The organism is Bradyrhizobium sp. CCGB01 (genome assembly GCF_024199795.1).
Taxonomy (GTDB): Bacteria; Pseudomonadota; Alphaproteobacteria; order Rhizobiales; family Xanthobacteraceae; genus Bradyrhizobium.
Genome location: NZ_JANADK010000001.1, coordinates 3096512 through 3118995, shown reverse-complemented (window position 1 = coordinate 3118995; position 22484 = coordinate 3096512). Strand labels below are relative to the sequence as shown.

At 65.1% G+C, this 22484-nt stretch carries 17 protein-coding genes and 1 pseudogene; 6 read left to right on the top strand and 12 right to left on the bottom strand.

The window, feature by feature from the left end; translation table 11 throughout:
* Positions 1 to 187: 187 nt before the first annotated feature.
* Both NLM25_RS14305 and NLM25_RS14300 read left to right on the top strand, forming a co-directional pair.
* Complete coding sequence (locus NLM25_RS14305; protein WP_254137355.1) at positions 188 to 1321, top strand: nitronate monooxygenase; 1134 nt, start codon at positions 188 to 190, stop codon at positions 1319 to 1321.
* A gap of 143 nt (positions 1322 to 1464) precedes the next feature.
* The gene (locus NLM25_RS14300) at positions 1465 to 2973 is read left to right on the top strand and encodes an acetyl-CoA acetyltransferase (protein ID WP_254137354.1); all 1509 of its coding nucleotides are present in this window, start codon (positions 1465 to 1467) and stop codon (positions 2971 to 2973) included.
* 105 nt (positions 2974 to 3078) lie between these two features.
* Here NLM25_RS14300 and NLM25_RS14295 read toward each other — a convergent pair whose 3' ends face one another.
* The 6 genes from NLM25_RS14295 to ltnD all read right to left on the bottom strand — a co-directional run bounded on the left by NLM25_RS14295 (position 3079) and on the right by ltnD (position 12536).
* Entirely contained in the window at positions 3079 to 4275 is a 1197-nt protein-coding gene (locus NLM25_RS14295; RefSeq protein WP_254117481.1) for an efflux RND transporter periplasmic adaptor subunit, read from the bottom strand.
* A complete protein-coding gene (locus NLM25_RS14290) occupies positions 4262 to 7441 on the bottom strand; it encodes an efflux RND transporter permease subunit (protein ID WP_254137353.1) in 3180 nt (1059 codons plus the stop codon). The genes NLM25_RS14295 and NLM25_RS14290 overlap by 14 nt, the downstream gene beginning before the upstream one ends.
* A 248-nt stretch (positions 7442 to 7689) precedes the next feature.
* Positions 7690 to 9381, bottom strand: a complete 1692-nt coding sequence (locus tag NLM25_RS14285) for a methyl-accepting chemotaxis protein (protein WP_254137352.1) — start codon at positions 9379 to 9381, stop codon at positions 7690 to 7692.
* Positions 9382 to 9547: 166 nt separating this feature from the next.
* The gene (gene otnK / locus NLM25_RS14280) at positions 9548 to 10825 is read right to left on the bottom strand and encodes a 3-oxo-tetronate kinase (protein ID WP_254137351.1); all 1278 of its coding nucleotides are present in this window, start codon (positions 10823 to 10825) and stop codon (positions 9548 to 9550) included.
* Complete coding sequence (gene otnI / locus NLM25_RS14275) at positions 10822 to 11604, bottom strand: 2-oxo-tetronate isomerase (RefSeq protein ID WP_254137350.1); 783 nt, start codon at positions 11602 to 11604, stop codon at positions 10822 to 10824. The genes otnK and otnI overlap by 4 nt, the downstream gene beginning before the upstream one ends.
* Positions 11605 to 11618: 14 nt before the next feature.
* The gene (ltnD, locus tag NLM25_RS14270) at positions 11619 to 12536 is read right to left on the bottom strand and encodes an L-threonate dehydrogenase (protein WP_254137349.1); all 918 of its coding nucleotides are present in this window, start codon (positions 12534 to 12536) and stop codon (positions 11619 to 11621) included.
* A gap of 127 nt (positions 12537 to 12663) precedes the next feature.
* Between ltnD and NLM25_RS14265 the strand changes: the two are divergent.
* A pseudogene (locus tag NLM25_RS14265) lies at positions 12664 to 13326 on the top strand (aldolase); the annotation flags it as partial.
* A gap of 315 nt (positions 13327 to 13641) precedes the next feature.
* On the opposite strand, the gene NLM25_RS14260 reads toward NLM25_RS14265, so the two are convergent.
* From NLM25_RS14260 to NLM25_RS14235, 6 genes are all read right to left on the bottom strand, one after another.
* Positions 13642 to 14346 carry an ABC transporter ATP-binding protein gene (locus NLM25_RS14260; RefSeq protein ID WP_254137348.1) on the bottom strand — a complete coding sequence of 235 codons (705 nt, stop codon included), beginning with the start codon at positions 14344 to 14346 and terminating at the stop codon, positions 13642 to 13644.
* A complete protein-coding gene (locus NLM25_RS14255; protein ID WP_254137347.1) occupies positions 14330 to 15061 on the bottom strand; it encodes an ABC transporter ATP-binding protein in 732 nt (243 codons plus the stop codon). Before NLM25_RS14255 ends, NLM25_RS14260 begins: the two co-directional genes overlap by 17 nt.
* On the bottom strand, positions 15058 to 16041 hold the full coding sequence (locus NLM25_RS14250) for a branched-chain amino acid ABC transporter permease (RefSeq protein WP_254137346.1): 984 nt from the start codon (positions 16039 to 16041) through the stop codon (positions 15058 to 15060). Before NLM25_RS14250 ends, NLM25_RS14255 begins: the two co-directional genes overlap by 4 nt.
* A complete protein-coding gene (locus NLM25_RS14245; RefSeq protein ID WP_256565433.1) occupies positions 16041 to 16919 on the bottom strand; it encodes a branched-chain amino acid ABC transporter permease in 879 nt (292 codons plus the stop codon). The genes NLM25_RS14250 and NLM25_RS14245 overlap by 1 nt, the downstream gene beginning before the upstream one ends.
* Positions 16920 to 17085: 166 nt before the next feature.
* Positions 17086 to 18330 carry an ABC transporter substrate-binding protein gene (locus NLM25_RS14240; protein WP_254117462.1) on the bottom strand — a complete coding sequence of 415 codons (1245 nt, stop codon included), beginning with the start codon at positions 18328 to 18330 and terminating at the stop codon, positions 17086 to 17088.
* Between the two features lie 89 nt (positions 18331 to 18419).
* Positions 18420 to 19235 (bottom strand): putative hydro-lyase, encoded by an 816-nt coding sequence (locus NLM25_RS14235; RefSeq protein ID WP_254137345.1) that lies wholly within the window; start codon positions 19233 to 19235, stop codon positions 18420 to 18422.
* A 120-nt stretch (positions 19236 to 19355) separates the two neighbouring features.
* Between NLM25_RS14235 and NLM25_RS14230 the strand changes: the two genes are divergently transcribed.
* The 3 genes from NLM25_RS14230 to NLM25_RS14220 are packed head-to-tail and all read left to right on the top strand — an operon-like array spanning position 19356 to position 22480.
* Positions 19356 to 20273: a LysR family transcriptional regulator gene (locus NLM25_RS14230; protein ID WP_254117459.1), complete on the top strand. Its 918-nt coding sequence runs from the start codon at positions 19356 to 19358 to the stop codon at positions 20271 to 20273.
* 32 nt (positions 20274 to 20305) lie between these two features.
* Positions 20306 to 21556, top strand: coding sequence for a Zn-dependent hydrolase (locus NLM25_RS14225; protein WP_254117457.1), 1251 nt, complete (start codon positions 20306 to 20308; stop codon positions 21554 to 21556).
* Between the two features lie 12 nt (positions 21557 to 21568).
* The gene (locus NLM25_RS14220; protein WP_254137344.1) at positions 21569 to 22480 is read left to right on the top strand and encodes an NAD(P)-dependent oxidoreductase; all 912 of its coding nucleotides are present in this window, start codon (positions 21569 to 21571) and stop codon (positions 22478 to 22480) included.
* The last annotated feature ends 4 nt before the right edge of the window (positions 22481 to 22484 follow it).

Here is a 22484-nt window from a genome sequence, read left to right as displayed (position 1 = left end):
GAGGCAAATCGGCGGACACTGGCCTGCTTATTTTGTGCAGCGGAATGGCTCATCGCTGCGTGGCGCCTGCACGCAAGATGTGTGGCCAAATCCGGCTTGGCATCGCAGGTAACGATGGGTTAGCGTCGAAACGCCTTCGCTCAAGCAAAGCAACAACAGCAACGAAGGCGACCGCCGGGAGAGAGCCATGAAATCGCCGATCTGCGACATGCTGGGCATCGAGTTCCCGCTGCTCGCCTTCAGCCATTGCCGCGACGTCGTTGCTGCCGTCAGCCGCGCCGGCGGCTTCGGCGTGCTGGGTGCCACCGTGCACACGCCTGATACGCTCGAGCGCGAGCTGAAATGGATCGACGAGCATGTCGACGGCAAGCCCTACGGCATCGACGTGCTGATCCCGGAAAACATCTCGACTGCGGGCGAGAAGGACGTCACCTGGAAGAGCCTGGAAGCGCGCGTGCCGCAGGAGCACCGCGATTACACACGCGCTCTCCTGAAGAAGTACGACATCGAGTTGACCACAACCAGCGTTGCCGACAACCAGCCGCAGCCGTTCGATGCGAAGACGGCGCTGGCGCTGCTTGACGTCTCCTTCAATCATCCGATCCGCCTGATCGCCAACGCGCTCGGCGTGCCGCCGAAGGCCATGATCGAGATGGGCAAGAAGCATGGCGTGCCTGTTGCCGCCCTCGTTGGCGCCAAGGAGCATGCGCTGCGTCAGGTTGCGGCCGGCGTCGACATCCTCGTTGTGCAGGGCACCGAGGCCGGCGGCCATTGCGGCGAAGTCTCGACCATGGTGCTGGTGCCGGAGGTGATCAAGGCCATCAAGCCGATCCGCGACGTGCCCGTGCTGGCGGCCGGCGGCATCATGACGGGACGGCAGATGGCGGCCTGCATGGCCATGGGCGCAGCCGGTGCCTGGACCGGCTCGGTGTGGCTTGCCACCGTCGAGGCCGAGACCACGGAGATCTTCCGCGAGAAGATGATCGCGGCTTCTTCCCGTGACGCGATCCGCTCGAAGGGCCGCACGGGAAAGCCGGCGCGACAACTCCGCTCGGTCTGGACCGATGCCTGGGACCGCGCGCCGGAAAGCCCGGGTGCACTGCCGATGCCGCTGCAAAGCATCGTCAGCCGCGACGCCTTCAACTCGATCGACCGCGCGGCGGCGAGCGGCAACGCGAAGGCGCGCGATCTCGTCAGCTATTTCGTCGGCCAGGGCGTCGGCCTGATCGACAGCGTGAAGTCGGCTGGCGCCGTGGTGCAGGAGTTCAAGGAAGATTTTGCCGAAACCGTCGAGCATATGAATGCGCTGGTGGCGGAGTAGCATGGTGTAGCCCCTCATGGTGAGGACGCGCGCAAGCGCCGTCTCGAACCATGAGGGCCCGCGGCCCATCCTTCGAGACGCCTGCCTTGCGGGCTCCTCAGGATGAGGTCGGTGATTTCTGAGAGAGCGAAGAAGCAAGAACAATGACAACCGTTTCCCCTGACCGCATCCCTGTCATCGTCGGCATCGGCGAGATCGTCGACCGCCCCAAGGAGATCACCGCAGGCCTCGAGCCGCTCGATCTGCTCGAACAGGCGCTGCGGCGCGCCGAGGCGGATGCCGGCGCAAAACTGCTTGGCGAGGTGCAGTCGCTCGATGTCGTCAACTTCCTGAGCTGGCGCTATCGCGATCCGGAAAAGCTTCTGGCGCAGCGGCTCGGGATCGCGCCCGCGCATTGCTATTACGGCCCGGTCGGTGGCGAGAGCCCGATCCGCTACATTCACGAGGCGGCAAAGCGCATCGCGCGCGGTGAATGCACGGTAGCGGCAATCTGCGGCGCGGAGGCGCAGTCGACCGCGACAAAGGCGGAGCGCGCCGGCGCAAAACTGCCGTGGACGCCGTTCGCCCATGATGTCGAGGAGCCCAAGCGCGGTGCGGCGTTCCAGAAGCCGCTTGCCGTGAAGCTCGGCGTGTTCCGCCCTGTGACCGTTTATCCCTTCTACGAGGCCGCCTCCTCCGCGCATTGGGGCCAGACGCCACGCGAAGCGATGGCGGAGTCAGGCACGCTGTGGTCGCGCTATTCGCAAGCCGCCGCCCAAAATCCCAACGCCTGGCTGAGCCGGCGCTATGCGCCGGACGAGATCACGACGCCGACCGCGGACAACCGGCTGATCGCGTGGCCCTACAACAAGCTCATGGTCGCCAATCCCAGCGTCAACATGGGCGGCGCGCTGCTGCTGACCAGCCTCGCCAAGGCGCGCGCGCTCGGCATCGCGGAGGACAAGCTGGTTTATCTGCTCGGCGGCGCCTCGGCGGAGGAGCCGCGCGACTATCTCCTGCGCGACCAGTTTTACGAGAGCCACCCGCAGAACGCGGTGCTGAAAGCGGTGATGGACCTCGCCGGCGGCGACGGCAGGAAGTTCGACGCGATCGAGCTCTACAGCTGCTTCCCCTGCGTGCCCAAGATGGCACGGCGCACGCTGGGCCTTTCCGCCGACGTGCAGCCGACCGTCACCGGCGGCCTCACCTTCTTCGGCGCGCCGCTCAACACCTACATGACGCATGCGGCCTGCGCGATGGTGCGGCGCCTGCGTGAGGGCGCGAAGCTCGGCCTGCTTTACGGCCAGGGCGGCTTCGTCACCAAGCACCACGCGCTGGTGGTGTCGACGACGCCGCCGCGCGAGGCCCTGACGCAGGAGACGAGCGTGCAGGCGGAAGCCGACCGCAACAAGCGCGCGGTGCCGGAGTTCGTCACGGAGCCGAGCGGCAAGGCCAAGGTCGAGAGCTTTACCGTGCTCTATGGCCGTGGCGGCGATGTCGAGCACGGCGTGGTGATGCTGCGCACGGAAGATGACCGGCGCACGCTGGCGCGGATTGCCGCGAGCGACACGGCGACGCTGGCGCATCTGCTGAATATGGACAAGACGCCGGTGGGCTCGCTCGGCGAGGTCAAGATGGCCGCGGATGGCGTGCCGGAGTGGCGGGTAGCGTAAGTATCGTAGGGTGGGCAAAGCGAAGCGTGCCCACCATCCAACCACGATCACGAAAGTGATGGTGGGCACGGCGCAAGAGCGCCTTTGCCCACCCTACAAGACCGCCTAGCTCTTCGGCGCCTGCTTCTCCGACGCCGTCGCTGGCTTGCCCTTGGCGCCGACGACGCGGACGGCATCGCCGTCGGAGAGGCCGTCCGGTGGGGCGGTGATGACGCGGTCGTCCGCGGCAATCCCCGAGGCGAGCTCGATCTCGCGGCCGAGGTCGCGGGCGATGGTCACCGGCTTGAACAGCACCTTGTCGTCCACGCCGACCGTTGCGACGCGCAGGCCGCTGCCGTTGAAAATGAGAGCGCTGGCGGGAATGCTGAGCGGCGCGGAGTCGCGCTGCAGGCTGAGCTTAACGCTGGCATAGCCGCCGGGCATCAGCTCGCCCGAGGTGTTGTCCAGCCCGAGCTGCATGCGCGTGGTTCCCGAGGCGACGTCAACGGCCTGCGACGAGGCCTCCACCGTCGCCTGGAACGTCCGGTTCGGATATTCCGGCAGCGCGATGATGGCCTTGGCGCCCATCTTGATCGCCGGAACGTAGTTCTGGGGAACGTTGATGTAGACGCGGAGCTTGGTGATATCCGAGACCACGAACATCGCCGGGCCCGAGCCACCGCCGGAATTGATCAGCGCACCGACGTCGGTGTCGCGCGCCGTGACCACGCCGTCGAATGGCGCGGTGATCTTCTTGTAGCCGGCCAGCGCTTCCAGGCGCTCGACATTGGCCTGGCCCGAGCGAACCGCCGCGTTCTTGTTGGAGAGATCGGCGGTGCGCTCGTCGATTTCCTGCGCCGAGACGAAGTTGGAGGCGACCAGCGTCTTGCGGCGGTTGAGGGTCGCTTCCGACAGCCTTGCGCTGGCCTGCTGGCTGGCGAGATCAGCGCGGGCCTGCAAGAGCTGCTGATCGAGGTCGGGCGCCTCGATCTCGGCGATCACCTGCCCGGCCTTGACGCGCGCGCCGATGTCGGCGCTCCAGCTCTTCAGGTAACCGGGGACGCGGGCGAAGATCGGCGCGCGGTAATAGGCTTCGAGGCGGCCCGGCAGGTCGATGGTCGAATTGAGAGCCTTGGCGTTGGGCAAGGTCACCGCGACACTCGGAACGGCCTGATCGTCGGTCCATTCCTTCAGCTTGGAGCCCTGCTCCTCACGGGCGCGAATGCCGGTGCCCACGACAAGGCCTGCCGCAATCAGCGCCACCACGCCGAAGATGCCCAGTTTCCGGTGCGACACCGGGGAGCGGGGTTCAGTGGGCGACATGCGTGGTCTCCAATGGGGCGGCGGCTTTGGCGCCTTGTTTCTTGTGTACCATACTGAACACCACGGGAACAAACATCAGCGTGGCGAAAGTTGCGAAAATCAGGCCGCCGATCACGGCGCGGCCAAGTGGCGCATTCTGCTCGCCGCCCTCGCCCAATCCCAGGGCCATCGGCGCCATGCCGATGATCATGGCGAGCGCGGTCATCAGGACGGGGCGGAACCGGACGAAGCCGGCTTCGAGCGCGGCTGCGATGGGATCGCCGAGCTCCTCGTAGCGCTCGCGGGCGAAGGAGATCACGAGCACGCTGTTGGCGGTGGCAACGCCCATGCACATGATGGCGCCGGTCAGCGCCGGCACCGACAGCGTCGTCTCGGTCATGAACAGCATCCAGACGATGCCGGCGAGCGCGGCCGGCAGCGCCGTGATGATCACGAACGGATCGGACCAGGACTGGAAGTTCACGACGATCAGGAAGTAGATCAGCACGACCGCCCCGAGCAGGCCGAACAGCAGGCCGGTGAAGGCGCTGTTCATGGTCTGCACCTGGCCGAGCAGCACCACGGAGGAGCCCTTCGGCACCTCCTTGGCGGTGTCGGCGATCACCTGGCGGATGTCGGCGGCGACCGCGCCGAGGTCGCGGCCCGAGGTCGTGGCAAAGATCTGCACCATCGACTGGATGTCGTATTGCGACACCACCGCGCTCGAGGTCGAGCGCTTGATGTCGGCGATGCCGCCGAGGATCGGCGACTGCGCATTGCCGGCGGCCGTGATCGGCAGCGTCTGGAGCGCGCTGAGCGAGTCGATCTGGTATTGCGGCGTCTGCATCACGATCGAGTAGGACACGCCGTTGTCAGGATTGAGATAGTAGGTCGGCGCCACCTGCGAGGAGCCGGCGAGATTGACCACAAGGCTGTTGGTGACATCGCGCTCGGTCAGGCCGACATATTGCGCGCGGGTGCGGTCGACGTCGATGTTGAAGGTCGGGTTGTTCGGCGACTGCTGGATGCGCGCATCGGCAACGCCCGGAATCTTGCGGACCTTTGCCAGCAGGTTGTTGGCGTAAGCGAAGTTGGCGCTGAGATTGGCGCCGCGGATCTGCAGGTCGATCGGGGCCGGCGCGCCGAAGTTCAGGATCTGGCTGACGATGTCGGCCGGCAGGAACGCGAAGCTGACGCCGGGGAACAGCCGCGGCAGCTGCTCACGCAGCACGCGCACGTGCTCTTCCGTAGGCTTGTGGCCTTCCTTCAGCTTGATCTGGATGTCGCCGTCCTGCGGGCCGATCACGCCGGTGTTGTTGTAGGTCATGTTGATGCCAGAGATCGGCATGCCGATGTTGTCGGTCATGGTCTCGATCTCGCCCGGGATCAGCTTGCGGACCGCCTTCTGCACATCCGCGAGCTGGTTGGCGGTCTCCTCGACCCGCGTGCCGACCTGGGTGCGGACATGCATCAGGATGTTGCCGGCATCGACGGCCGGAAAGAAGTTGCGCCCCAGGAACGGCACCAGCGCGAAGGACGCGCCGACCACGCAGAGGAAGCCGATCACGAACACCGCCCGGTGCGCGAGCGCGAGCCCCAGCAAATTGTGGTAGCCGCCGCGGATGCGCTCGAACCGCTTCTCGAAGCCGCGTTGGAACCAGACCAGCGGATTGCGCGATTTCGGCGGCGGGCCCTCGTGATGGACATGCGGTTTCAGCAGGTAATTCGCCATGGTCGGCACCAGCGTGCGCGACAGGATGAACGACCAGATCATCGCGAACATCACCGCTTCGGCCATCGGCACGAACAGGAAGCGCGCGACGCCGGTGAGGAAGAACATCGGCACAAACACGATGCAGATGCAGAGCAGCGAGACGAAGGCCGGCGTCACGATCTGGTTGGCGCCGTCGAGGATCGACTGCTCGACCGGCTTGCCCTGCTCCAGATGGTAGTTGATGTTCTCGATGGTGACGGTGGCGTCGTCGACGAGGATGCCGACTGCGAGCGCGAGGCCGCCGAGCGTCATGATGTTCAGCGTCTCGCCGATCGCCGACAGCATGATGATGGCGCCGAGCACCGACAGCGGAATCGAGACGGCGATGATGATGGTCGAGCGCCAGCTGCCGAGGAACAGCAGGATCATGACGCTGGTGAGCAGCGCCGCGATCACGCCTTCGAAGGCGACGCCCTCGATGGCGCCGCGGACGAATACCGACTGGTCGCCGATGAAGCCGATCTTCAGCGCGTCCGGCAGCTGGTCCTTGACGTCGATCACCTTCTGCTTGATGCCGGCGATGATGTCGAGCGTCGAGGTCGCGCCCGCCTTCAGCACCATCATCAGCACCGAGCGGTTGCCGTCGACATGCACGATGTTGGTCTGCGGCGGATTGCCGTCGCGCACGGTCGCGACGTCGCGCACATAGACCATCGCGCCGTTGACGGTCCTGATCGGCAGATTGCCGAGCTCGTCGATCCGAAGCGGCGAGTTGTTGAGCTGGATGTTGTACTCGAAGGTGCCGATCTTCTGGGTGCCGACCGGCGTGATCAGGTTCTGCGCGGCGAGCGCATTGGCGACGTCCTGGCCGGACAGGCCGCGGGCCTGGAGCGCCGTCGGATCGAGGTCGATCTGGACCTGGCGCTGCTTGCCGCCGAACGGATAGGGGATCGCCGCGCCGGGCACGGTGACCAGCGGCGTACGGAGCTGGTTGATGCCGATGTCGGCGAGGTTCTGCTCGGTCAGGCCGTCGCCCGACAGCGCGACCTGGATGATCGGCACGGTCGAGGCGGAGTAGTTCAGGATCAGAGGCGGCGTTGCGCCCGGCGGCATCTGCTTGAGCAGCGTCTGCGAGATCGCGGTGACCTGGGCATTGGCGGTGCGGATGTCGACGTTCGGCTGGAAGAAGATCTTGATGATGCCAAAGCCGTTATAGGAGTTGGCGGTGATGTGCTCGATGTCGTTGACCGTCGTCGTCAGCGCGCGCTGGAACGGCGTGGTGATGCGGCCGGACATCTGGTCCGGCGGCAGCCCGGTGTACTGCCAGACCACCCCGATCACGGGGATGCGGATGTCCGGGAAGATGTCGGTCGGCGTCCGCAGCGCGGCCAGCGGTCCGATGATCAGGAGCAGCAGCGCGAGCACGACAAACGTGTAGGGCCGGCTCAGGGCAATACGGACCAGAGCAATCATTCGTCAGGCAATTCCAAAATCGGGGGACAGGGAACACGCCCCACGGGTTCCTGAGGCTGATTTACCCGAACCCTGCTGAAATGGCCAACGGCGGCGCCGTCACACCCGGTCACTTCCCTGCTATCGCACCGCGAAAATCGCATTCCAGATATGCAGCCTCTGCCCGGAGATTACAGCAATGGCTTACACCCACGTAAAAAAGCGGCGCCCGGAGGCGCCGCTTTCCAAACTGCGATCCGTTTTCCAGTTTACGCCGCGCGGACGTTGGTCAGGAACTTGCTGACCTCGGTCTTGAGCCGGCTCGAGTCGTTGGACAGCATCTGCGCTGCCGAGAGCACCTGCGAGGAGGCCGTGCCCGTCTCGGTCGCACCGCGTTGCACATCGGTGATGTTGGACGAGACCTGCTGGGTGCCCTGCGCGGCCTGCTGCACGTTGCGGGCGATCTCCTGGGTCGCTGCGCCCTGCTCTTCCACCGCGGCGGCAATCGCCGACGAGATCTCGGAGAGACGCTCGATGGTCGAGGAGATCTCCTTGATGGCGCCGACCGAGTCGTTGGTCGCCGCCTGGATGCCGGAGATCTGCTGGCCGATCTCGCCGGTCGCCTTGGCGGTCTGCTCGGCGAGCGCCTTCACCTCGGAGGCGACCACCGCGAAGCCGCGGCCGGCTTCACCGGCACGCGCCGCCTCGATGGTGGCGTTCAGCGCCAGCAGGTTGGTCTGGCCGGCGATGGTGTTGATCAGCTCGACGACGTCGCCGATGCGGGAAGCCGCCTTGGACAGCTCGCTGACGCGCTCGGTGGTGGCACGAGCCTGGCCGACGGCATCGCCTGCCATACGGGCCGATTCCTGCACCTGGCGGCTGATCTCGCCCACCGACGAAGCCATCTCCTCGGTGGCCGAGGCCACCGACTGCACGTTGGTCGAGGCCTCCTCCGAAGCACCGGCAACCGTGGTCGCCAGCCGCTGGGAACGGTCGGCGGTCGACGTCAGCGTCGAGGCGGAGGCCTCTAACTGGGTCGAGGCCGAGGACACGGTCTGGACGATCTCGCCGATCATCGTTTCGAAATCGCGGGTGATGCTGTCGACGCGGCGGCCGCGCTCGATCTTGGCCTCGGCATCGGCCGCGGCAGCCTCGTCGGCGGCCTTCTTGGCGATCAGCGCCTCCTTGAAGATCTGGAGCACGTCCGCCATGGCGCCGATCTCGGTCTTCTCGCCGCGATGCGGGACTTCGGCGGAGAGGTCGCCCTTGCCGAGCGCCTGCATCGGCTCGATGATCGAGTTGATGCCGCTGGACACGTCGTGGACGAGGTAGAAGCCGACGCCGATCCCGATGATGACCGCGGCGCCGAGAATGAGCGAGACCAGCATGAAGGCATAGTAGTAGCTGTCCGCAGCGTCCTGCGCCGCCTGATCGCCACCCCTGGTGTTGAGCTCGATGTCCTTCATCAGGACCTCATCCGACGCAAGGCCGATCTTGTTGACCGTCTTGGTGTTCAGCTCCTGGGCGTCATGCGGGACCTTGCCGGCCTCCTTGCGAGACAGCGCAAAGACCTCTTCGGTCCCCTTCTTGTAGTCGTCCCAGAGCTTGGCCCATTCGCCATAAAGCCTCCGCTCCTCGGGCGAGGTGATCATCGGCTCGTAAGCCTTGCGGGCCTTGGCGAGAGCCTCCAGCACGGTGCCGGCGGTCTTTTCGTTGGTGAGCTTCTCCTCGAGGGTCTCGGCCAGCATGTGCTGGCGCACCACGTTGCGATAGGTGATCACACTGGCGCGGAGCTCGCCGAGCACGCGGACGCTGGGCATCCAGCTCGTGGTGATGTCTGTCGTATTGGCATTCATCGACCGCATTTTCATGACGGCGAACAGGCCCATGCCGGCCATCGCGACCAGCAGGAACGCCACAACACTGATGATCTTGGCGCGAATGGAGATGGTGGCGAGCATAAGTTGTCTCTTTGCGTTGGCGCGATGGCGCGTCCGGAAATGGTGGATCAACCAAAAGGAGCGGCGCCGACATCCAACAACAAAGCAACTGAGCAGTTGTTAACTACGACTCCGTACGAGTACGGAACCTTAAAGAAGTGAATGAGGGACTAAAAACGCCCTGCGCTCAGCGCATGAGCCCAAGCGCGTCCGAGAAAAACTCCGGCCCGCCGAAATTTCCGGACTTCAGCGCGAGCAACATGTCGCCTGCTTGAGCGCCGACGGCACGCAGCACCGGAACGCCGGCCGCGATCTCCGCGCCGACCAGGAAGCCGGGAATCCCGAGGCGATCGACGACGGCGCCGGAGGTCTCGCCGCCAGCCACGACCAGCCGCCGAACACCTGATTTCACTAGGTTTTCCGCAATGTCGGCCATCGCCTGCTCGATGGCGTGACCGGCCGCATCGCGGCCGTGGCGCGCCTGCAAGGCGGCGACCTGATCCGGTGTGGCGCTCGACGCGATCAGGACCGGACCGTCAGCCATTCGCGGCCCGGCCCAGGCGATCGCACGCTGCACTTCGTCCCCTCCCGTAAGAATACGGTCCTGATCGAGATGGAGCACCGCCATGGCGCGCTCGGCATTGGCGATCTGCTGAAGCGTCGCCTGTGAGCAACTTCCGGCGAGACAGGCCGCCGGTCCGCCGACGGCTGCGTCCGACCCGGCGCTGCCAGCGGCCGACTTGACCTTGCCCGTCGAGACCAGCGCGCGCGCCAGCCCGAGACCGATGCCGGAGGCGCCGACCGACAGCCGATGTTCGGCCGCAACGAGACCGATGGTCTCGAGGTCGCGGTCGAACACGGCATCGATGATGGCGGCACCGACGCCCTTGCCCGATAGTTCGGCAAGCTTGGCGCGCACGGCCTCCGCGCCGCGAGCGACGGTCGCAAGATCGACCAGGCCCACTTGCGTCCTGCTCTGGCGTGCCAGCACGCGCACCAGGTCGGAATCGCGCATCGGATTGAGCGGATGGTCCTTGAGCGGGCTCTCGTTCAGCGGCACGGCGCCGACGAACAAATTGCCCTGGTAGACGGTGCGGCCGGTCTCCGGGAAGGCCGGCGTCACCAGCACGGTGCCCTCGCCGCCATCGGCGCGCAGCGCGTCCATCACCGGGCCGATATTGCCGGCGTCGGTGGAATCGAAGGTCGAGCAGATCTTGAACAGCACGTGGCCCGCGCCGCGGCCGCGCAGCCAAGTCTCCGCCGCGCGCGAGCGCGACACGGCAAGGCCGGCCTCGATCGAGCGGCTCTTCAGCGACACCACGACGGCGTCCACCTCGGGCAGCGCGAGATTGTCCGCGGGCACGCCGATGGTCTGCACGGTGCGCAGGCCCGCGCGTGTCAGCGTGTTGGCGAGATCAGAGGCGCCGGTATAGTCGTCGGCGATGCAACCCAGCGCAAGCGTCACGGCTTCACTCCCGCATAAGGCTTGAACCAGGCGAGCCCATCGGTGGTCTTGCCGCGCGGATTGTATTCGCAGCCGACGAAGCCGGTATAGCCGAGCCGGTCGAGTTCGGCGAACAGGAACGGATAGTTCAGCTCTTCGCCGTCCGGCTCGTTGCGCGAGGGGATGCTGGCAATCTGGATGTGGCCGATGATCGGCATCATCTCGCGCAGGCGCATGGTGACGTCGCCGTGGATGATCCCGCAGTGATAGATGTCGAACTGGAGCTTCAGGTTCGCCAGCCTCAGTTCCTGGATCAGGTCGCGCGCGAAGCCGAAATCGTTGAGGAAATAGCCGGGCACGTTGCGCGCATTGATCGGCTCGAGCACGATGTCGATGCCGTGGGGTGCGAAGAATTCCGCGGCCCATGCCACCGACTTGTAGAACGCCTCGATCGCAACGCGCTCGCCGCGGTTGGCGATGCCCGCCATCAAGTGCAGGCGTTTGACGCCGGTCGCCTTGGCGTAAGGCAACGCCGTCTCAAGGCTCGCCTTGAGGTCGGAGAACCGCGAGGGGAGCGCCGCAAAGCCCTTCTCGCCGGCATTCCAATCGCCCGGCGGCAGATTGAACAGCGCCTGCGTCAGCCCGTTGCGCTTGAGGCGCTCGCCGACCACCTCGGCCGGGTGCTCATAGGGAAAGAGAAACTCGACCGCAGTGAAGCCTGCTTGCGCGGCGGCATCGAAGCGGTCGAGGAACGGCACCTCGGTGAACATCATCGAGAGGTTGGCGGCAAAACGGGGCATCGGATTCCTCTTGTCTACTTGTCGCCAGGCAGCTTCACGCCGGTGACCTGCGCATACATCCGCGCCACCGAAGCGTCGTCGTCACGGCCCATGCCGGCGGCGGCCGTCATCAGAAACATCTGGAGCGCTGCGGCGGAGACCGGCACCGGGAATCTGGCGCTGCGCGCCATGTCCTGGATGATGCCGAGATCCTTGACGAAGATCTCGACCGCGCTGCGCGGCGTGTAATCGCCGTCGAGCACGTGCGGCATGCGGTTCTCGAACATCCAGGAATTGCCGGCGGAGGCCGTGATCACCTCATAGACCTTGCGGATGTCGAGGCCCTGCTTGGCGGCAAACGCCATCGCTTCGCTGGCGGCGGCGATATGCACGCCGGCGAGCAACTGGTTGATCATCTTGAAGGCTGCGCCCTGCCCTGCGGCATCACCGAGCTCGTAGAGTTTTGCCGCCATGGCATCGAGCGCCGGGCGCGCCTTTGCGAAGGCCGCCGCGCTGCCGGAAGCAAGAATTGTCAGCTCACCCTGCGCGGCACGCTGCGCGCCGCCGGAGATCGGCGCATCCAGATAATGACGGCCGGTCGCCTCCAACTGTTTTGCGAGGCGACGGGCCACGTCCGGGTCCATGGTGGCGGAGGACAGGAAGACGCTGTCCTTCGGCAGGGTCTCGGCGACGCCGTCCTTGCCGAACAGGATGGTCTCGGTCTGCGCGGCATTGACGACGACGCTGACGACGATGTCGGCGCCCTTGGCCGCTTCCGCCGGCGTCCTGGCGCCAACGCCGCCGTCCTTCACGAAGCGCGCCACCGCGTCAGCCGAGACGTCGCAGCCGGTCACGGCATGGCCGGCGCGCTTCAGCGAGGTCGCCATGCCGTACCCCATCGAGCCAAGCCCGATGACGGCGATGCGCTGATTTTGTGACGTGGAGGCGGACATGCAACTAACCCTTGCGAACGTTTCCCGGACGGCCGCCCTTTTGCGGCGGTTCGTCATCTCGAATAACACGGCTTGGCCGCGCTGCCAAAGCGTGAGACAAGCGGGCATGACGGCCATGACAACTGAAATGAGCAACGAGACGCGGCTGCGCGAGGATATTTGCCGGTTCGGACGGTCCCTGTTCGAGCGCGGGCTGACGCCGGGTTCTTCAGGCAACATCAGCGTCCGCCTGGATGGTGGCGGCTGGCTGGTGACGCCGACCAACGCCTCGCTCGGCTTTCTCGATCCGGCAAAGCTGTCGCGGCTGGACGAACAGGGCCGGCTGGTTTCGGGCGACGCACCGACCAAGGAAGTTCCGCTGCACACCGCGCTCTACGACACGCGCGGAAGTGCGCGCGCGATCGTGCATCTTCACTCCACCCATTCGGTCGCGCTCTCGATGCTGCCCGAGATCGACCCGCGCGCCGCGCTGCCGCCGATGACGGCGTATTATTTGATGAAATGCGGCGCCACAGCGCTCGTGCCCTACTACCGCCCCGGCGATCCCGCGGTCGCGGACGCGATCAAGGGGCTCGCGGGCAAATATTCGTCCGTGCTGCTCGCCAATCACGGTCCTGTTGTCGCCGGCGACACGCTGGAAGCGGCGGTGTTTGCGACCGAGGAGCTGGAGGAGACGGCGAAGCTCTACCTGCTGCTGCGCGGGATGAACCCGCGGTATTTGTCACCGGAGCAGGTGAAGGATCTGGTGAAGGTGTTCGGGGTGACGCTGCCGGAGCATGGGCATGAGCACACACATGCGCCAGCAGGACGCCCCACCGACGCGGAGGTCGAAGCCGCGGCCCGGGTTCTCGATAGGGCCGGACACCATCATCATTGGTGGGACAAGTCGATGAAAACGTACGAGGAGTTCGTCAAGACCGATCCAATCGCCAAGAGCGAGTTCGAGGGGATCGTAGAGCAGATGCTGATCGCTGCGGCGAAAGAGCGAACGCGATAGTGCCGTAGGGTGGGTAAAGCGAAGCGTGCCCACCACCTTTAGCGATCGGGAGGGATCGTGGGCACGGCGCAAGTGCGCCTTTGCCCACCCTACGAAATCCCCCTGAGACTAGAGCCCCAGATACGCCTTGCGCACGTCGGGATTGCCCTTGATCTCCGCCGCCGGGCCGTGCATCAGCACGCGGCCGGTCTGCAGGATGTAGGCGCGGTCGGCGATCTCCAGGCACTCGGCCATGCGCTGCTCGACGATCAGCACGGTCATGCCGGAATCGCGGATGAGCTTCACCGCCTGAAAGATCTCGTCGACCAGCTTCGGCATGATGCCCTGCGACGGCTCGTCCAGCATCAGCAGCCGCGGGCGCGTCATCAGCGCGCGGCCGATGGCGAGCATCTGCTGCTCGCCGCCGGAGAGCGTTTCGGCGCGCTGGTCGAGGCGTTCGGACAGGCGCGGAAACAGCTTGAAGACGAGATCGAGCGGCTCTTCGCGGTTCGCTTCGCCGCGGTAGAGGTAGCTGCCGAGACGAAGATTGTCGCGCACCGACAGGCGCGGGAAAAGACGGCGGTTCTCCGGCACATAGGCGATACCGGCCGCGGTGATGTGGTGCTGCGCCATGCCGTTGAGCCGCTTGCCGTCGAAGGTCACGGTGCCCGAGCGCGGACGCTCGGCGCCGGCGATCGATTTGAGCAGCGTCGACTTGCCCGCGCCGTTGGCGCCGGCGACGCAGACGATCTCGCCCTTGGTGACTTCGATGCTGACCGCGGAGATCGCGACCAGGCCCTGATAGGCTGTCGTGACTTCATGCACCGACAGCATGACGATCTCCCAGATATGCCTTGATCACCTTCGGATCGCGGACGACGTCGGCGGGTTTGCCCTCGACCAGAACCTTGCCGAGGTCGAGCACGATCGCACGGTCGACCAGCGGCATCACGATCTCCATGACATGCTCGACCATCAAGACGGTGATGCCGGCATCGCGCACCTTGCGCACCAGCGCCACGCCGGTCTGTGCCTCGGTCGGCGTCAGGCCGGTGAGGACTTCATCGAGCAGCAACAACTTCGGCTCGGTCGCGAGCGCACGCGCGACTTCGAGACGGCGCTTTTCGGCCGGCACCAGGTCGCTTGCGAGCACGTCGGCGCGCGCGGCCAAACCAGTGAACTCCAGCACCTCATGCGCCTTGCGGCGCGCCTCACGCATCACGGTGTTGCGCACGAGTGCGCCGACGATGACGTTGTCGATGACAGTCATCGTCTCGAAACTCTTCACCACCTGAAAGGTGCGGCCGACGCCACGCTGGCAGCGCTCTGCCGCCCGCATGCGGGTGACATCCTCGCCGTCGAACCAGATCGAGCCCTGGGTCGGCGGCAATACGCCGGCGATGAGATTGAACAGCGTCGACTTGCCGGCGCCGTTGGGACCGATCAGACCGACGATCTCGCCGCGACCGACCGAGATCGAGACGTCGCTGTTGGCGACGAGGCCGCCGAACCGCTGCCAGACGCCGCGGGTCTCAAGGAGTGCGGTCATTGCGTGGCTCCCGTCTTCTTCGGGCGTGAAAACAGGCTCAACAGCCCTCGCGGCAACGCCAGCGAGATCAGGACGATCAGCGTGCCGTAGACAATGAGGTCGACACCGCGCCCCGAGCCGCCGAACTTGAAGCGCGTCAGCTCAGTCAGCGGGATCAGAATCGCGGCACCAAGCACCGGCCCCCACAGGGTGCCTATACCGCCGAGCACGGCGGGCAGCGCCATCAGCAACGAAAACTGAAAGCCCATGACGCTTTCGGGATCGATGTAGGAGACGAACTGGGCGTAAAAGCTGCCGCCGACGGCAACCAGGAAGGCGGAGACCGCGGCCGCGCCCATCTTGGAATTGAACACGTCGACGCCGAGGCTCTCGGCTGCGTCCGGATTGTCCTTGACCGCACGCCACCAGAAGCCCCATTTGGAATCTTCCAGCCACCAGGTGACGAACCAGGCAATGCAGCACAGCGCCAGCGCGAAATAGAAGTATGGCAGCTTGGTGCGCAGGAACTGGAATTTCAGCCAGCTGTCGCCGCGGATTGGAATGGTGATGCCCATCGCGGCGCCGGCCCATTCCCAGTTATGGAACAGAAGCAACCCAATCTCGGCGATGACGATGGTCGCGATCACGAAGTAATGGCCACGCAGGCGGAAGAAGGGATAGCCGAGCCCCATCGCGATCAGCGCCGACACCACGCCGCCCGCCAACATGCCGAACCAGGGCAGCACGCCGAACTTCGTGAAGAGCAGCTCGGTGGTGTAGGCCCCGAGACCGAAATAGAGCGCGTGCCCGAGCGAGATCTGCCCGCAATAGCCGGACAGGATGTTCCAGCTCTGTGACAACCCCGCATACATCAGCGTCAGGATCAGGATGTTCTGCACGACCACGTCCTTCACGAACAATGGCGTCAGCGCGGCAATCGCGGCGAGCATCGCGGCGATGATGAGGTCGCGGCGGCGCCGCGCGGCAAATTCCTTGTCCATCACATCGATCCGAACAGGCCGCGTGGCCGAATGAAGACGACGAGGAGATAGACGGCGTAGATGCCGACCGACTTCAGCGACGGCGGCAGCACCAGGGCCGTCGTGGCCTCGACGAGACCGACGATGATGCCGCCGGCGAAGGCGCCGAACACGCTGCCGAAGCCGCCGAGCGCCACCGTGACATAGGCGATCAAGGCGAAGGACGCGCCGACGTCGGGATAGATGTAGAAGAACACCGCCATGATCGCGCCGGCGAGACCGACCAGCGCGGCGCCGAGGCCCCAGCCGAACGCGAACACGCGGTTCTTGTCGATGCCGACGAGCGCGACCGCGCCGGGATCTTCACGGGTGGCTTCCAGCGCGCGGCCGAAATCGGTGCGGTGGATGAAGAAATAGAGACCGGCGAAGGCGAGAATCGAAACCAGTGCGCCGATCAGCTGCGGCTCCGGCAGGAAGATGCCGCCGATCGAAATGGTTTTGCCGCCGAGCCATGACTGCGGAATGCTGCGGTAGTCCGGCGTGAAGAAGAACTGCGCGAGGCCCCGCATCACGATGGCCAAGCCAAAGGTGGTGAAGATCTGCACCATGCCGGCATTGGCCTTGGCCCGCATGGCGAAGCGTACAAGCAGCAGATAGACCACCGCTCCGAAGATGAAGAGCGCCGCAGCGACCAGCGGCGCGGACAGCAAGGGGTCGATGGCGAAGAACGCGAACAGGAAGAAGGACAGGTACATCGCGATCATCAGGAACTCGCCATGAGCGAAGTTCGTGACGTCCATCAGGCCGAAGATCAGCGCGAGGCCGACGGCGATCAGTCCGTAGAGCAGGCCCATGAGCAGGCCGCTCGCGAGACTCTGGATAATGGCTTGGGCTGTCAACTCTGGTCCCCCGTGCGAAACGTCATCGTTTGCTCCGTCATTGCGAGCGAAGCGAAGCAATCCAGAATCTCACCGCGGAGACGTTCTGGATTGCTTCGTCGCTTCGCTCCTCGCAATGACGAGGCTCGTGCGACGATCTCGATTTGCTCTGCTGCCCCCGCAGCGCTTACTTCATCGGCCAGGTCGCTTCGGCGATCGCGGCCTGCGGCGGGAAGATGGTGACGAACTTGCCGCCGATATATTGCAGCAGCACTGGGTCGGCATCGTTGTTCTGGCCGGCCTCGTCGAACTTGACGCGCTTCCAGGGCATGATGGTCTGCTCGCCCGGAATGTCGGTCGCAGCCAGTGCATCGCGGATCTTCTCGCCGTCGGCCGACTTGGCGCGGTTGATGGCGTCGGCCAGGATGATCAGGCCCATGAACTGGCGCGAGGTGAGGTCGTTGAAGTCCTTGCCCGACCGCGCCTTGAACATCTCGTTGATCTTGCCGACCATGGGGCGCTTCTGCGCGAGATCGAGCGAGAAGGTGCCGCGCGAGATCACGCCTTCGAGCTTGTCGCCGACGGCATCGTAGAGCGCCTTCTCCGAGAAGCCGGCATCCTGCGCCACGATCGCGTTCGGCTTGTAGCCGAGCTCGGCCATGGTCTTGACCAGGAGGATGCCGTCCGTGGTGTAGCTCGAGGGCATCAGCACGTCGGCATTCGCGGTCTTGAGCTGCTGCACTTCGGCCGAGAGCGAGGGCGAGTTGGCGCGGTACTTGATGTCGGTGACGATCTTGTAGCCGCGCTCGCCGGCGATCTTGGCCTGGGCGTTGCCGGAATCGGTGCCGAAGATGGTGTCCTCGTGAAACAGCGACAGCGTCTCGATCTTGGTGCCCTTCTTCTTCATGGCGTCGAAGAAGTCGAACATCGCGGCCGAGTACATTTCGTCATGTGGAGAAGCGCGGAAGTAATATTTGAGGCCGCGGCGATGCAGGCTCGGCGAGGAGTTGTCCGCCGAGACGAACGGGATCTGGTAGCGTTCGCAGATCTGGCTGACGGTGACGGCGACCGCGCTCTGGTAGGTGCCGATGATGGCGGAGACCTTCTCCTGCGTGATCAGGCGCTCGGCTTCGGCGCGGCCCTTCTGCGGATCGGCCTGGTGGTCGGCGAACACGAGACGCACCTTGGCGCCGCCGAGGCCGGGCAGGCCCTCGCCCTTCGCCAGCGGCAGGTCGAAATCGGTGTCCTTGTTGATGACCTCGAGCGCGGTCTCATAGGCCTTCTGCGCGTCGACGCCCTGCTGCGCGCTGCCGCCGGAGAACGGATAGATGACGCCGATCACGACTTCCGAGGTCTGGGCGCGTGCAGCGAGCGGCACCAGCGCGGCAGCGGCGGTGGCTCCAAGCAGCACATCGCGGCGAGAGATCGTCATGGCAAAGTCCCCTGTTACTGAATTTCGGCTGATCGAATGAAGCGATTGATGGATGCGGTAAAGCCCGAAGAAGCAGCAAACGCTGCCTACTAAATCACGGCCATGGTTCTGTTCTTCAGATCCGTCACCAGCATCAGGCCGGGCGAATGCGTGATCGCGAACGGCAGCCTGGCGGCGTTGATCACCGATTGCGGCGTCACGCCGCAGGCCCAGAACACGGGGATCTCGTCATCGGCGACGGGCACGGGATCGCCGTAGTCCGGCTTGGCGAGATCCTTGATGCCGATCAGGTGCGGATGGCCGAGATGCACGGGTGCACCGTGCACGGCGGGATAACGCGAGGTGATCTGCACCGCGCGAATTGCATCCGCCGGCTTGAACGGGCGCATCGACACCACCATGGGACCGGCGAACGGACCGGCCTCGCCGCAGGCGATGTTGGTGCGGTACATCGGCACGCGTACGTTCTGCTCGATGTGACGGATCGGCATGCCCTCGTCGAGCAACGCCTCCTCGAACGAGAACGAGCAGCCGAGCACGAAGGTGACGAGATCGTCGCGCCAATGCCCGGTCACGTCGGTCGGCTCGTCGACCACCTCGCCGTCGCGCCAGACGCGGTAGCGCGGCACGTCGGTGCGGATGTCGAGATCAGCGCCGAGTGCAGGGATGTACGGGCTGCCGACATCGGACATGCCGATGATCGGGCACGGCTTCGGATTGAGCTGGCAGAAGCGGTGAAAGGCACTGGCATATTCGGCCGGCAGGATAGCCAGATTGCCCTGGACGAAGCCGGGAGCGACGCCGGCGGTGGATCCGACCTGACCGGCGCGATAGGCGAGCCGTGCCTGACGGCTCGGGAGGGTGTCGGACGTCTCGGTTTGCTGCGCTGCCACCAAAATAGTCATTTGATCGACCTGCCTATGAACTCGACAAGCACAGCCAACATCAAGCATACTATAAAGTCTAATCGTCCTTTCTAATCGATATCGATAAACCTGTTTTATCGATCGGGAAAGTCCCTTCCAATGCTGGACTTCAGGTCGATCGAAACCTTCCTTTGGGTTGTGAAGCTTGGCAGCTTTCGCGGCGCCGCAGCACGGCTCAACACCACCCAGCCGGCGATCTCCCAGCGCATCGCCCAGCTCGAGCGCGAGATGGGCGTGAAGCTCCTGAACCGGGATCATCGCGTCGCTTCGCCGACGCCGAGCGGCCGGCAGATGATGGTCTATGCCGAGAAGCTGATCGGCCTGCGCGCTGCGATGATGGCGGAGATCGGCGACCGCTCCGCCATGCGCGGCGTGATGCGTCTCGGCGTCGCAGAAACCATCGTGCACACCTGGCTGCCACGGCTGGTGAAGAGCATGAACGAGGTCTATCCGAACCTGTCGCTGGAGATCGAGGTCGACATCACACCGAACCTCACCGCGCGCCTGCTCGCGCAGGAGATCGAGCTTGCCTTCGTGGTGGGACCGCTGTCGGCCTCGGGCGTGCACAATCGCGTCCTCGCGGATTATCCGATCGGCTTTCTCGCAAGCCCCTCGCTCGGGCTCGGCAAGGGCCCGGTGACGCCGGCGGAGCTCGCGCGGTTTCCGATCATCACCTTCCCGCGCAAGACCAAGCCTTACGAGGTCGTGCGCGAGGTGTTTGACCGGCCGGAGCTGCCGCCGATCCGGCTGCATGCGTCCGCATCGCTTGCGACCGTCATCCACATGGCGGTCGAGGGGCTCGGCATCGCCGTGATCCCCGACGCCATCGTCGAGAACGAACTTGCCGACGGGCGACTGCAATTGCTCGACACCGACCTCGCGATCGCCCCCCTCACCTTCACTGCAAGCTGGCTCGCCTCGCCAGATGTCGTGGCGATCGAGCGCGTCGCCGAGCTTGCAAGGCAGATTGCGCAGAGCAGCCTCGCGGTTGACGAGGCCGCGCCGGCGCGTCATTGAAAAAGGCGCCGGACAAAAGAGAGAACGACCGCATGAGCCGAGCCGCCACGAACCTGCAAATCGATTCCGCCCGCCTCTGGGGCTCCATCCACGAGACCGCGCAGTTCGGCGGGACAGCCAAGGGCGGCGTGCGGCGGCTGACGCTCAGCAGCGAAGACAAGCAGGTGCGCGACTGGTTCCGCAAGGCGTGCGAGGATGCCGGCCTCGAGGTGCACACCGATGCGCTCGGCTCACAGTTCGGCCTGCGCAAGGGCCGCGACATGTCGAAGCTCCCCGTCGGCATCGGCTCGCATCTCGACACCCAGCCGACCGGCGGCAAGTATGACGGCATTCTGGGCACGCTCGGCGCGCTCGAAGTGATCCGCACGCTGAACGACGCCGGCATCGAGACGGACGCGCCGATCTGCGTCGTCAACTGGACCAACGAGGAAGGTTCGCGTTTCGCGCCGGCGATGATGGCCTCCGCCGCCTACGTCGGCGATTTCACCACCGACGACATCCTTTCGCGCAAGGACGTCGAGGGCACGTCCGTCGGCCAGGCATTGGACAGCATCGGCTATCGCGGCGACAAGCCGGTCGGCTTTCAGAAGCTTGGCTGCTTCGTCGAGCTGCACATCGAGCAGGGCCCAATTCTCGAAGCCGAAGGTAAGACCATCGGCGTGGTCGATTCCGGCCAGGGCGTGCTCTGGTACGACGGCAAGATTTCCGGCTTCGAGAGCCATGCGGGATCGACGCCGATGCCGCTGCGGCGCGATGCCCTCGCGACGCTCTCGGAAATCGTGCTGGCGATGGAGGCCATTGCGAAGAAGCACGGGCCGAAGGCGGTCGGCACCATCGGCGAGGCCGTGATCGCCAATCCCTCCCGCAACGTCATTCCCGGCGAGATCGCCTTCACTATGGATTGCCGTAGCGCGGACGGCGCCATCATGGACGCGCTCGATCGCGATCTGCGCGCCGCCATTGCCGAGATCGCCACGCGCCGCAAGGTCGACGTGAAGATCGACCTCGTCTGGCGCAAGCCGCCGACGCATTTCGATCCCAAGCTCATTGCAGCCGTTGAGAACGCGGCCAAGACGCTTGGCTATTCCTCTCGCCGCATCACCTCCGGCGCCGGACACGACGCCTGCAACCTCAACACAATCATGCCGGCGGCGATGGTGTTCGTGCCGTGCAAGGACGGCATCAGCCACAACGAGCTGGAGGATGCCACGCAGCCCGACTGCGCGGCGGGCACCAACGTGCTGATGCATACCGTGCTGGCGATCGCCGGCGTCGCATCCTGACCGGAGAGAACCATGCGCGGAGTTTTCGTCGACGCCAACGAAGCCCTCGCCGTGATCATGGAGCGGCTGGAAAAGCCTGATGATCCCAAGGTGCGGATCCACCGGGATCCCGATATCAAGCCCGAGCAATATCCTGAGATCCTCGACGGCGCCGAGATCGCGATCGTCGACCACACGGCACTGCCGACCGAGGTCGCGAAGAAGTGCACCGGCCTCAAGCATGTGGTGTTCCTCGGCACGGGCGCGCGCAGCTACATGAATCCGGAAGAGCTGGCCGAGCTCGGCATCTCCGTGCATCTGATCAAGGGTTATGGCGACACCGCCGTCGCTGAATCCGCGATCGCGTTGATGTGGGCCTCGGCCCGCGTCATCGCCATGATGGACCGCGAGATGCGCGCCGGCAGCTGGCTGCGCGAGGACGGCATGCAGCTCACGGGCAAGACGCTCGGCCTGATCGGCTTCGGCGGCATCGCCGCGGAAGTCGCTCGCATTGCAATTGGCTCAGGCATGAAGGTGATTGCCTGGAACCGCTCGCCGAAGACTCACCCCGGCGTCGAGTTCACCGATCTCGACACGTTGCTGGCGAGAAGCGACGTCGTGTCGCTGCACCTGCTGCTCAATGACGAGACGCGGGGCATGATCACGCGCGAGAAGATTTTTGCGATGAAACCGGGTGTCATCCTGATCAACACCGCGCGCGCCGCGGTTGTCGACGAGCAGGCGATGATCGATGCGCTGAAGTCGGGCCACATCCGCCATGCCGGCCTCGACGTCTTCAACATCGAGCCGCTGCCGGCGGATCATCCGCTGACGAAGATTCCGAACGTGACGCTGTCGGCGCATTCGGCATTCCGTACGCCGGAGGCCAGCGAGAACCTGATTGAAGCGGCGTGGGTCCACTGCCGCCGGATCGTGAAAGGATAAGAGC